This window comes from Streptomyces sp. GbtcB6 (genome assembly GCF_019091475.1).
GTDB lineage: Bacteria > Actinomycetota > Actinomycetes > Streptomycetales > Streptomycetaceae > Streptomyces > Streptomyces hyaluromycini.
On sequence record NZ_JAGXJL010000004.1, the window covers coordinates 507,571 to 520,344 of the forward strand.

The 12,774-nt window shown below is 72.1% G+C and carries 7 protein-coding genes; 4 read left to right on the forward strand and 3 right to left on the reverse strand.

Going from position 1 to position 12,774, the window contains the following annotated elements; all coding sequences use genetic code 11:
• Window positions 1-57: 57 nt before the first annotated feature.
• Complete coding sequence (locus tag KVT45_RS10240) at window positions 58-3,348, forward strand: BTAD domain-containing putative transcriptional regulator (RefSeq protein WP_217546166.1); 3,291 nt, start codon at window positions 58-60, stop codon at window positions 3,346-3,348.
• A gap of 16 nt (window positions 3,349-3,364) precedes the next feature.
• On the opposite strand, the gene KVT45_RS10245 is transcribed toward KVT45_RS10240, so the two are convergent.
• Window positions 3,365-5,257, reverse strand: a complete 1,893-nt coding sequence (locus tag KVT45_RS10245) for a sigma-70 family RNA polymerase sigma factor (protein ID WP_217546167.1) — start codon at window positions 5,255-5,257, stop codon at window positions 3,365-3,367.
• 235 nt (window positions 5,258-5,492) lie between these two features.
• Window positions 5,493-6,272, reverse strand: coding sequence for a TetR/AcrR family transcriptional regulator (locus KVT45_RS10250; RefSeq protein ID WP_217546168.1), 780 nt, complete (start codon window positions 6,270-6,272; stop codon window positions 5,493-5,495).
• 403 nt (window positions 6,273-6,675) lie between these two features.
• Between KVT45_RS10250 and KVT45_RS10255 the strand changes: the two genes are divergently transcribed.
• A complete protein-coding gene (locus KVT45_RS10255; RefSeq protein ID WP_217546169.1) occupies window positions 6,676-8,055 on the forward strand; it encodes an NAD(P)/FAD-dependent oxidoreductase in 1,380 nt (459 codons plus the stop codon).
• 181 nt (window positions 8,056-8,236) lie between these two features.
• The gene (locus tag KVT45_RS10260; protein WP_217546170.1) at window positions 8,237-9,883 is read left to right on the forward strand and encodes a SpoIIE family protein phosphatase; all 1,647 of its coding nucleotides are present in this window, start codon (window positions 8,237-8,239) and stop codon (window positions 9,881-9,883) included.
• A gap of 216 nt (window positions 9,884-10,099) precedes the next feature.
• On the opposite strand, the gene KVT45_RS10265 is transcribed toward KVT45_RS10260, so the two are convergent.
• Window positions 10,100-11,386 (reverse strand): MFS transporter, encoded by a 1,287-nt coding sequence (locus KVT45_RS10265; RefSeq protein ID WP_308310695.1) that lies wholly within the window; start codon window positions 11,384-11,386, stop codon window positions 10,100-10,102.
• A 128-nt stretch (window positions 11,387-11,514) separates the two neighbouring features.
• On the opposite strand from KVT45_RS10265, the gene KVT45_RS10270 reads away from it, so the two are divergent.
• Entirely contained in the window at window positions 11,515-12,063 is a 549-nt protein-coding gene (locus KVT45_RS10270; protein WP_217546171.1) for a MarR family winged helix-turn-helix transcriptional regulator, read from the forward strand.
• Window positions 12,064-12,774 lie beyond the last annotated feature (711 nt).

Here is a 12,774-nt window from a genome sequence, read left to right on the forward strand (position 1 = left end):
CAACCCCCGGCGTCGAAACTCCGTGCCCCTTCCCCCCTCCCCGGCGACAATGACCCGGTGCGGTACCGAATCCTGGGCGTGGCCCAAGCCATCGACGACCAGGGCACCCTCATACCCGTCGGCGGCCCCCGCCTCCGCGCCCTGCTCACCGTCCTCGCCCTCCGCCCCACCCGCACCCTCACCCCCGAAACCCTCATCGAGGAGATCTGGGCGACGGACGACGACCCGCCCCAGGACGCCCCGGCCGCCCTCCAGGCACTCGTCGGCCGACTCCGCCGTACCCTCGGCAAGGACAGCATCGCGTCCGGCCCCGGCGGCTACCGCCTGACGGCGACCGAGGACGACATCGACCTGCACGTCTTCGAGCGGCAGGTACGCGAAGGCGCCCGAGCCCTGACCCTCGGCGACCCGGCGACAGCCCACCGCCTCCTCACCACGGCCCTCGCCCTCTGGCGCGGCCCCGCCCTCGCCGACCTCCCCGACCGCACCGCGGCCGCCGCCCGCCCCGAGGCGCTCCGGCTGGAAGCCACCCGCGCCCGCGCCGACGCCGCCCTCCGCCTCGGCCGTGCCGCCGACGCCGTACCGGAGCTGACCGGGCTCACCACGGCCCACCCGTACGACGAACCGCTGCACGCCCTGCTCATCCGCGCCCTGCGCGACACCGGCCGTCCGGCGGACGCCCTCGCCGCGTACGAGACCGCCCGCCGCACCCTCGCCGAAGGCCTCGGCACCGATCCCGGCCCGGAACTCCAGGCGCTGCACGTGTCGTTGCTCATCCAGGAACCCGCCCCCCTCGGCGCACCTCCGCCCCGCACCGGCAACCTCCGTCCGCGTCTTACCTCTTTCGTGGGCCGGGAACCCGAACTCGAAGCCGTTCGTTCCGAATTGCACAGGGCCCGTCTCGTCACCCTCACCGGACCGGGCGGCTCCGGAAAGACCCGTCTCGCCGAGGAGGCCGCCGCCGGGCTCCCGCAGGCATGGCTCGTCGAGCTCGCCCCGCTCGACCGGCCGGAGGCGGTGCCGGGCGCGGTGGTCAGCGCCCTCGGTCTGCGCGAGACCGTGCTCATGACCAATGAGCTGGCGACCGTGCAGAAGGACCCCACGGCCCTGCTCGTCGAGTACTGCGCCCCGCGCAGCCAACTCCTGATCCTTGACAACTGCGAACATGTCATCGAAGCGGCGGCCGCCCTCGCCGAGACCCTGCTCACCCGCTGCCCGGGGCTCACGGTCCTCGCCACCAGCCGTGAACCCCTGGGCGTCCCCGGTGAGTCGGTGCGCCCGGTCGAGCCCCTCGCCCCCGAGCAGGCCCACCGCCTCTTCGAGGAGCGCGCCGCCACCGTCCGCCCCGGCACCGCCGCCGTGCCGAGCGACGCGGCGGCGGTCGACGAGATCTGCCGCCGCCTGGACGGACTGCCGCTCGCCATCGAGCTCGCGGCGGCCCGGCTGCGGCTGCTGACGCCCCGGCAGATCGCCGACCGGCTCGACGACCGCTTCCGCCTGCTCACCGCCGGCAGCCGTACGGTCCTGCCCCGCCAGCAGACCCTGCGCGCGGTCGTCGACTGGTCCTGGGACCTGCTCGACGAGCGGGAGCGGACGATGCTGCGCGAGGTGTCCGTCTTCGCCGGCGGCTGGGACCTCACGGCGGCGGAGGCCGTGTGCACCGGACCGGCCGCCGACCTCGTCGGCGCGCTCGTCGACAAGTCCCTGGTCGTCGCCACCCCGGACGGCGTGCAGGGCACCGGCGGTATGCGGTACCGCATGCTGGAGACCATCCACGAGTACGCCGTCGAGCGCGCCGCGGAGGTCCCCGGGCTGCGCGCGGCGGCCGAGCGGCGGCACGGCGCGTGGGTGCGCGCGCTCGTGGAGGAGGCGGAGCCGAGGCTGCGCTCCGGGGAGCAGCTCCCCTGGATCCGCCGCCTGGAGACCGACCTCGACAACATCCGGGCCGCCCTCGACCGGGCGGTCCGCGCGGGCGACGAGGTACAGGCGGGCCGGATCGTCCTCGCCGTCGGCTGGTTCTGGTGGCTGCGCAACTACCGCCAGGAGGCGACGGTCTCGGTGCGCGCGGTACTGCGCCTGGGCGCCGCCCGGGACGCCCTGCCCGAGGGCGCCGGTCCGGACGAGCTGCGTGCGCTCGCCGACGCCGCGGACCCCGTCGGCGCACTCCTGGCCGCCCCCGGCGCCGAGGCCGGGCACCCGCTGTACGAACTGCGCATGGACCTCAGGCTGCTCGACCTGTTCCTGGCCTCCGAGTCCGGCCAGCCCGACCTGGTGGCGGACGAGCGGACTCCGCGGTACGTCGCGCTCGTCCGGGCCGCCTTCGAGGCGGGCGGTCCCCGGGCCGCCCGGCTGCCGGGCATCATCTGGCCGCTCACCGCGTGGACCCTGGGCGGCCCCGCCGTGGACATCGCCCCCGACATGTCCGCCGTGGTCGCCAACTGCCGGGAGCACGGCGGTGACTGGGAGGTCGGCGTCACCCTGATGTACCGCACCCACATCATGGTCGACTCGCCCGGCAACCTGCGGGGCGTCGACGAGGACCTGGCCGAGCTGCGCGTCCTCAGCCGGCGGGTCGGGGACCGCTGGATGGGCGCGCAGGTGTGCAGCGCGGCCGGCGAGGCGGCCATGGCGCGCGGCCGGTTCCCGGCGGCGGAGACCGAGTACCGGGAGGCACTGCGGCTCGCCCACGAGGTCGGCGCGTACGCGGAGACGCCGTTCCTGCTGGCGCGGCTCGCCGAGATCGCCTTCCGCTCCGGTGACCGGGCGGGTGCCCAGATCACCCTCGACCGGGCGGGCGAGGCCTCCGACCGGTACGGGGTGGCGGAGTCGAAGGCGTACGTGGCGCTGCTGCGGGCGATCCTGGCCCACTACGACGGGGACCTGCCCCGGGCGCGCGATTGCTACGAGACCGCCCGGGCCGCGACGGCGGCCGGCTCCGCGCCACCGCAGTTCGGGGCCGCGATCCGCGCGGTCGAGGCAATGCTCACGGCCCTGGAGCACGGCCCCGCGCGGGCGCTGCCGATCGTGGCCCAGGGGTTGCGCGAGGCGGTGGAGTACCGGAGCGCCGAGGTGATCACGGCGGCGCTGGTGGACATCGGCGCCGACCTGCTGGCCCGGCTCGGCGATCTGGCGGGGGCGGTACGGCTGTATGCCGCCGCCGACCACTGGCGCGCCGGGAGCATCCGCCCCGAGCCGGAGCGCACCCGCGCAGAGGAGGTCGACGCGGCCGCCCGCGCGACGCTGACCCCGCAGCACTACGCGGCCGAGCGCTCGCGCGGTGCCTCCCTCACCGAGGAGGACGCGCTGCGCGAACTGAGCAGCACACCGACCGCCGCCACCGGCACCTGAGCCAGGGCACCGACCGCTACCGGCAGGTGAACTTCGACTCGGCCCAGTCGGCGAGCGCCAGCGTGTCGAAGGAGGTCCGCGGTTCGACCGCCAGACGCACGGTCCGGTGCCCGGTCAGGTCCACATGGACGGGTACGGCGGCCTGTCCGCCCTCGACCACCCCGGACCGCCACAGCCGCACCCCGTCCGCGTAGACGGCGAAGGTGACCTTGCCGAGGCCGAGGGTCATGTCGTCGACGCCGGCCATCGCGTCGTAGGCGGTGCACTGCCGGTTGAGGTCGATGGTGACGGAGGACCGGCCGTGCACGGTGACGCCGTGCGCGTACTCCTTGCCGGCGACCGTCACGCCGTACCGCTGCCACACCCAGCTGCTCTCGCCGAACCGCATCTCGGGCCGGGTGCCGTCGCCGTTGACGTCGAAGCGCAGCTCGCTCCACTGGTAGACGACCGGGGCGGGCGGCGGAGTGGGCGTCGGCGTGGGGGTGGGGGTCGGTCTCGGAGTCGGCGTGGGTGACGGGGTGGCGGTCGGCTTCGGACTCGGGGTGGGACGCGGACTCGGGGTCGGCGTCGGCGTGGGTGTCGGGGTCGGGGTCGGTTCGGGGGCGAGGACGACCGGCTCGGGTTCCGGCTTCTTCTTCGTCGGGGTGGGGGTCGGTGCCCCGGGCCGCACGGCCGGCGCGGACGGGGCGGGTTTTACGGCCTCCTTGACCGGGTGGCTGTCGTTCGTCAGGGCGAGGGCCACCACGGCGATCGCCGCCGCGACCACTCCGGCGGCGATACCGGCCTTCACCGGCCCCGCGAGCCCCTCCGAGGCGGCGGCACCCCCGGCCCCGCCGCCCGTCCCGCCGGACGAACCGCTGGCCGCGGCGGCCGCACCCGCGGCCCCCACCCCGGCGCCCTCGGCGACGATCCCGAGCGCCTTCGCGTACCCAGCCGCCCCGAACCAGCCGATGACCGCGACCGGTACGACGGCCGGGATACCGCTCGCGACCTCTTCGATCTGGGCGGCGGCCAGCCGGCACTTGGCGCACTCCTCCAGGTGCTTGCGCAGCCCCCGCTCGGCGCGGACCCGCAGCTTGCGGCGGGCGTAGCCGCCGAGCTGGTCGGCGTAGCGGGCGCACTCCTCGTCGTCGATGAGGGAGGCGCTCACATGGGCCTGGAGGTAGGCCTGCTTGAGGCCCTCACGGGCCCGGCTGGCGAGGACCCGCGTGCCGTTGGCGTCCAGCCCGAAGAGGGTGGCCACCTCGCTCGGCGACTCGTCCTCGACCTCGGTGTGCCACAGCACGGCCTGCCAGCGCTCGGGCAGCGAACGGAAGGCCTGCATCGCCATCGACTGCTCGGCATCGTGCATCGCGCGCACATCCGCGGCGAGGTCCAGGCCCGCTCCGAAGGAGCCGACGGACGCGGTGTCGTCGGACACCTCGGAGCCGCGCGAGGACTGCGCCGCGAACAGTGCGAAGTCGTCGACGAGTTGCTCTCGCCTGGCCGACTTGATCCACTGTGCGGCGACCCGCCGTACCGAGGTGAGCAGATAGGCGCGCACGGCGTACTCGGGTCCGGACCCGCCGCGCACCGCCTGCAGCATGCGGGCGAACACCTCGGCGGTCAGGTCGTCGGCGGTGTGCCCGTCCCGGCAACAGGTCCGCGCATAGCGCCGTACCGCGTCCGCGTGCCGCCGGTACAGCTCCTCGTACGCCGAGTCGTCGCCGGCCCGCATCCGCTCGATCAACTGGCTGTCGGGGTGCGGAAGTTTACGGAGCGGCGGCAGGACACTCCCGTCACGCTGTGCCGGAACGTTCCCTTCCGGCGGTTCGCCGACCGGCGGTACCGCGGCCCGCCCGCCCTGGCTGGGCACCTGCGGCGAGGTCGTTTCCTCACCGACGGACTCGTCCCACCCGTCAACGCTCATCGCGGAACGCCCCCGATGCCTGCCCAACCGACCGAATCACCGGCTCAGACTGCCACACCGGCTTTTGCCCGGGCCCCGGAGCGAAGAGACGGTCACCCGTAAGGGAAAACGCCGGGACTACAGCGCCCCATAAGGGGCGCGGGGAACTGCGCGACCAGCCACAACTCACCCGCACCCGCCCACGGTCATGCCCCGGCACACGCTGCCGCGCTCCCGCGGGCACCGCAAGCCACCATCACTGCCGGGACCGCAGCCCCTCCAGCAAGATGTCCAGCAACCGAGCCGAAGCCGCCGCCTGCTGCGCAGCATCCGGCAGGGACGGAGCCGCCGTGGCGATCACCAGCAGCACGTCGGACACCGAGACGTCCGGGCGCAACTGGCCCGCTTCCCGGGCCCGTTCCACCAGCCGCCCCACGACGTCGAGCAGCGCGGCCGCGCCCGCGTCGTCGGCGACGTCGGCCACCGGCTCCCGCTCCTCCGGAACCAGCCGCAACTCGCCGGCCCCCGGCTGCGTCCGCTGCTGCGGCACCCGGGCCTCCTCGGTCCCGGAGTCGGCCCCGGAACCGCCGATCTCCTCCGGCACCCCGACCCGAAGCACCTGCGGCGGCAACAACCGCCCGGCCCCCGACGCCACCGAGGTCCGCAGGAAGCGCGACAGCGCCGACCACGGCTCGTCCTCCTGCCCGAGCGCGGCCTGCGCCTGGTCGGTCAGCCGGGAGGTCTCCTCCTCGGCTATCCGCCGTACCAGCACGTCCTTGCTGGGGAAGCGCCGGTACACGGTGCCGACCCCGACCCGCGCACGTCGCGCCACGTCCTCCATCGGCGCGCCGTACCCCAGCTCGCCGAAGACCTCACGCGCCGCACGCAGCACGTGCTCCAGATTGCGCTGTGCGTCCACCCGCAACGGCGTCGTACGCGGCCCGTCACCGCGTCCGTTGCCCGCCGTCGCGCTCACCGTTCCGCCACCGGCCGCCAGAGCGGAAGCCGATGCCCAATGTGTGTCCTGAATGTGCATTTGTATTCCCCCGGTTAACGACGTCTCCCCCCGGAGACTCTCCCCGTCACTGATGGCCGGAGCGAGCGGGACTGCGACCGACCCATGACCGATCCATGGACCCCGGGCCGGGCGGACCGCTCGTCGCGGACCTTTCGGCCACATCCCCTACACCCCGTCGACACACGAACATAGTTGAGAGGCTGTCAATTCAGAAGGGGGACGTTCCGCACGGTGCGCCCCCCGATCGGAGTACGGGTCGTTTACCTCCCGATTCGGTGCCTTCGCGCCCCCCTGCCCGCCCCCGCTGACCTGGCCCCTTTCGTCCGGCCCGGGACGCGCGTCCGGCGCTCGGTACAGCCGCCGTCCGGTCACACAAATTGCCGGGGCTGTGGACAAACAACAGTCACGGGTGCGTCATGGGATGGTGAAGGAACGTGCGCGCATTCTCGTTGTCGGCGGCGGCTACGTCGGGATGTACACGGCCCTGAGGCTGCAACGGAGGCTGAAGCGGGAGCTCAGGCAGGGTGAGGTCGACATCACTGTCGTCGCCCCCGATCCCTACATGACGTACCAGCCGTTCCTTCCCGAAGCGGCCGCGGGTTCGATTTCTCCTCGGCATGTCGTCGTACCCCTGCGGCGCGTTCTGGACCAGTGTCATGTGGTCATCGGCGAGGTGACGTCCGTCGAACACGCCAAGCGCACCGCCGAAGTCGCCACCCTCGCCACCGCCGAGGAGCGAAAAGGCGCCACTTTCCTGGAGTACGACGAACTGGTCCTCGCCCCCGGCTCGATCGCGCGCACGCTGCCCATCCCCGGTCTCGCCGAGCACGGCATCGGCTTCAAGACCGTCGAGGAGGCCATCGGCCTGCGCAACCACGTCATCGAGCAGATGGACATCGCCTCCTCCACCCGCGATCCCGCGATCCGCGACGCGGCCCTCACCTTCGTCTTCGTCGGCGGCGGCTACGCGGGCGTGGAAGCCCTCGGCGAACTGGAGGACATGGCCCGCTACGCCTCGCGGTACTACCACAACGTCCAGCCCGAGGACATGAAATGGATCCTCGTCGAGGCCACCGACCGGATCCTCCCCGAGGTCGGGCCCGAGCTGGGCCGCTACACCGTCACCGAACTGCGCCGCCGCAACATCCAGGTGCTGCTCGACACCCGCCTGGAGTCCTGCGTGGACCGCGTCGCCGCCCTCAGCGACGGCCAGCGCTTCCCGACCCGCACCCTCGTCTGGACGGCAGGCGTCAAACCGCACCCCCTGGTCGCCGCCACCGACCTGCCGCGCACCCCGCACGGGCGGCTGAAATGCACCGCCGAACTGACGATCGACGGCGTCGACCACGCATGGGCCGCGGGCGACGCCGCCGCCGTCCCCGACGTCACCGCCGCCGAACCCGGCACCGAGACCGCCCCCAACGCGCAGCACGCGGTCCGCCAGGCCAGGGTCCTCGGCGACAACATCGTCCACGCACTGCGCGACGAACCCCTCGACACCTACGCCCACAAGTACGTCGGCTCGGTCGCCTCCCTCGGCTTCCACAAGGGCGTCGCCCAGGTCTACGGGCGCAGGCTGAAGGGCTACCCTGCCTGGTTCATGCACCGCGTCTACCACCTGAGCAGAGTGCCCACCTTCAACCGCAAGGCCCGCGTGCTCGCCGAATGGACCCTCTCCGGGCTCTTCAAACGGGAGATCGTCTCGCTCGGATCACTCGAACATCCCCGAGCGGAGTTCGAACTCGCGGCCGGTGGAAAGCCTCCTCACAGTCCCTCCGACGACTCGAACGGGTCGTCCTGACGGAACTCAGGAACTCCACGGACCGCCCCGGCGTCTGACGGATGTCGTCGCCGACGGCCACCCTGCCAGACTGCCCTCTGACCGAGCACAAGGCTTCTCCCCAGAACTGCACCGGGGGACTTCCCCCGGCCCCCGGCCGCTCCCGGAGCCGGCCGGAGACGACGACACGAGGCAAGGATTCGTGAACTTCACGCGCTGGAGCGCCCGGCTCCCCGGAACGCAGCGCCGCGCCGCAGCGCGGACCGAGCACGCGGTCCCCGCGGACCGACGGGGGGAAGGCTCCGTGCCCGCGGCCCGCGCCGAACAACTGACCGACAACCCGTCCTGTGTGCCCGCGGTCGACGAACTGCCCGCCCGCGGCGTCCTCGACCACGTCCCGGCCCTGGTCGCCCTCGTCCACGGCCCCGACCACCACATCGCGTACGTCAACGACGCCTATACGACCGCCTTCGGCGTACGCCCCCCGGGCGCCCCCGCCCGCGAGGCACTGCCCGAACTCGCCGAACTGGGCCTCCTCCCCCTCCTCGACCAGGTCCTGCGCAGCGGCAAGCCCCGCACGCTCAAGTCCCGCAAGGCCCTCGACGGCCGCACCTACACGTTCACCTGCACCCCGGTCGCCGAGAACGGCGACCGCGACGGCGGCGTCCTCCTCTTCGCCACCGACGTCACCGACCACGCCGAGGCGGCGGAGCGGCTGCGCGCCAGCGAACGCCGCCAGCGCGAGACCGCGGTGACCCTGCAGCGCTCGCTGCTCCCGCAGGAGCTGGAACAGCCGGACGACCTGCGCATCGCCGCGACCTACCAGCCCGGCGGCACCGAGGCCGCGGTCGGCGGCGACTGGTACGACGTCATCACCCTCGGCGGCGGCCGCACCGCCCTCGTCATCGGCGACGTGATGGGCCGCGGCGTCCGCGCGGCGGCGGTCATGGGCCAGCTCCGTACGGCGGTCCGCGCCTACGCCCGCCTGGACCTCCCCCCGCACGAGGTCCTCCAGCTCCTCGACGGCCTCGCCACCGAGATCGACCCCAACCAGATCGCCACCTGCGTCTACGCCGTCCACGACCCCAACGAGGGCCGGCTGGTGTACGCCTCCGCCGGCCACCTCCCGATCCTGGTCCGCGACGAGCACGGCAGCGTGCTGCGCACCGACGAACCGACCGGACCGCCGCTCGGCACCGGCGGCTGGGTCCACACGTCCGGCTCGGTACCGCTGGGCCCCGGCTCGACGGCCGTCCTCTACACGGACGGCCTGGTCGAACGCCGTGACAAGGACCTGGACGAGGGCATCGAGGCACTGGAGCGCGCCCTGGCGGGAGCCACCGGCACCCCCCAGGTCGTCTGCGACCGCCTGGTCCGCTCGGCCGGGGTCACGGCCGACCACGACGACGATGTCGCCGTCCTGGTCCTCCAGCATCCGGCCCGTACGGGCCCGGACAGCGACCTGTTCCGCAATGCCGCCCTTGAACTCCTCGGCGGCATCGAGGCGGCGCCACGCGCCCGTGCGTTCGCCTCCGGCGTGCTGACCAGCTGGCGCTTCCCGGCCGATCTCCACGACCTGGGCGTCCTCGCCACGAGCGAGCTGGTCGCCAACTCCCTCCAGCACGGCACCCCGCCCATGCGGCTGCGGCTCCGCCGCACCGACCGCCGACTGATCATCGAGGTGACGGACGGCGACGACCATCTGCCAAGGCGCCGCCGCGCGGAACCGGGCGACGAGTCGGGGAGAGGGATCGCCATCGTGGCGACGATCGCTTCGGGGTGGGGGTCGAGAAGGACACCCGGGGGTGGGAAGGCGGTGTGGTGCGAGTTCGTACTGCCGAAGGGGTAGGGGGTAGGGCCGGTCGTCCGGCTGCGGGCGGGTGGGGGTTGCTCGCGCAGTTCCTCCCCCAGCCTTCGGCCGGGGGTACCCCCAGCGCCCCTTACGGGGCGCTGCCCAGCCGTGTCTTCTATAGCCGCGGGCAGTCGTGCCGCTGGGGCGGCACGGGTGGGCGGGGGCGGCACCCCGCCAACGCGGGCGAGTGAAACCCCCTGCCCAGCCCCCCCACTACGCGGACACGGACTCCGAAGCCGCGCCACCCCGTGCCACGACCCTGCTCCGCGTGGCGAGCCAAGGCCGGTCCTGTACGTCCGTCAGGCGCTTGCCCAGCCGCACCGCCAGCACACTGATCCCCAGCGAGAACAGCAGGAACGTCACGACGTACGGCGCATGCAGCGAGGCCCCCATCGGCCCGCCCACCGCCGGTCCCACCGCCAGCGCCAGCTGCTTGACCAGCGCGAACGCCGAGTTGTACTGCCCGGCCATCCCTGTCGGCGCAAGGTCGGCCACCAGCGGAGCCACCGTCGGCGACAACATCGCCTCACCCAGCCCGAACAGCGCGTACGTCGACACGAACGCCGCCGTCGCCATCTCCTGGCTGCCATGCCCGAGCCCCGCGTACCCGGCCGTGACCCATGCCACGGCCCAGATCAGCCCGACCCCGGCGATCACCCGCGACCGCCGCCGACGCTCGACGAACTTGAGCACGGCGAACTGCGCGACGACGATCATCAGCGTGTTCGCGGCCAGCGCGCTCCCCAGCGCGGACGTGGATATCCCCGCAGCCTCCACGCCGTACGCGCTCAGCCCGGACTCGAACTGTCCGTAGCAGGCGAAGAACAGCACGAAGCCCAGCACGGACAGCTGCACCATCGCCCGGTTCCCGAGCAACTGCTTCCAGCTGCCCTTCGCCGACGACGAGGCCGGCGCGTCCCCGATCCGTGGCGAGTGCGGCACCCGCACCGTCGACATCACGACGGCCAGCAGCAGGAACATCGCCGCCTCGATCGCGAAGAGGAGAGTGAAGGAGGAGACCCGGGTGGTGTCGACGAGGTGGCCGCCTATGAGGCCACCGACGCCCAGCCCCAGGTTCTGCAGGAAGAACTGCGTGGCGAAGGCCCGGGACCGGGTCTCCGCCGTCGAGCAGTCCACGATCATCGTCGCCAGCGCCGGCTGCATCACAGCCTGCCCGGCCCCGAGCAGCGCCGCCGCGGCCAGCACGGTCGCACCGCTCCCCGCCAGCCCCAGGCTCAGCGCACCGATCGCGGCGGTCACCAGGGCGGTGAGAAGGACCGGCAGTGGGCCGCGCCGCACGATCGCCCGGCCGGCGAACGGCAGCACGATCAACGCGGCCACGGCGAAGACGGCGAGCACGAACCCCGCCGTCATGGCACCTAGCCCCCGCACCTGCGCCACATAGACGTACAGGTAGGGGACGGTGAAGCCGAGCCCGAACGCGCTGAGTGCGTTGCCCACGTGGATCCGGCGCATCGCTGCGCCCATCGCCCTGGTCACGTTCACCTCTCTCAGGTCGTCAAGTCTTGGACTGCTGAAGTCTCAAGACTTTGAAGCTAAAGTTCGAAGCTAAAGACTACATCGTGAAGGACTTCAACGCCAAGCGCGTCCGTGCGATACTTCGGCCCATGGCCGACACCCCCGGCGCCGGCGAGCCGACACTCGACGAACAGATCGCCGCCTACCAGCGCGAATTCCAGGACCTCGACCCCCAGGTCGAGAAGATCGTCTCGGCGTTGTCCCGGCTCAACCGCCGCATGAACGTCGCCTACGGCCGACAGACCGGCGCCCTCGGCATCAGCAGCGCGGAGTGGGAGGTCCTCAAGGCCCTCGTCCTCTCCGGGGTCCCCTACCGGATGGGTCCCAGCGAGCTGGCCAAGCGCCTCGGCCTCACCCCGGCCGCGATGACCCATCGCATCGACCGGATGGTCGCCGAGGGGCTCGTCACCCGGGAGAGGGACGAGTCCAACCGCGTCCGGGTGATCGTCGAGCTGACCCCCGACGGGCGCGAGAAGTGGCTGGAGGCCATGCGCCTCGCCTCCGTCTTCGAGGAGGACCTGCTCCAGGACCTCTCCGCGGCGGAGCGTGCGGTGCTCGGCGAGGTCCTCACCAGGCTGCTGCGTCGCGTCGAGCATGCCCAGCCCGACGCCGGCGGCCGGCTCACTGACCTGGACTGACGCCGGGGCACGCGGGCCGCGGAAAAAATCTTGACAGGGGAGGGTTGACACCCCTCTCCCCGCCCCGTAATGTTCTTCGGGTTGCCACGGAGCCGTAACGGTTCTGCGACAGCACCTCCGCCGCATGAGCGGCAACCCAAACCATCAGCACGATCTCCCGACCGGGTTGATTTCGGCGTGCCCGAATTCAATTCGATTTGGGGTCTCAGTGGTGCCCGGTCGGACCGCAAGGCCCGATTGGGAATCGCGGAGCGGATCCGCTAAGGTTTGGGACGTCGGAACGGCCCAACAGCCGCGAAGACAACTCCCGCTGACTGGGAATCAGACGCCGAAAGGATCTGATAGAGTCGGAACCGCCGGAAAGGGAAACGCGAGAGCGGAAACCTGGAAAGCACCGAGGAAATCGGGTCGAGAAAAGATCTGATAGAGTCGGAAACGCAAGACCGAAGGGAAGCCCGGAGGAAAGCCCGAGAGGGTGAGTACAAAGGAAGCGACCGTTCCTTGAGAACTCAACAGCGTGCCAAAAGTCAACGCCAGATATGTTGATACCCCGTCCGTCGGACACTGTTCCGATGGTCGAGGTTCCTTTGAAACAAACACAGCGAGGACGCTGTGTGCGAGAGGATCATTCCTTCTCTCGCACCGCTCTCGTGTGTGTCGTCCCGATTACGGGAAAACATTCACGGAGAGTTTGATCCTGGCTCAGGACGA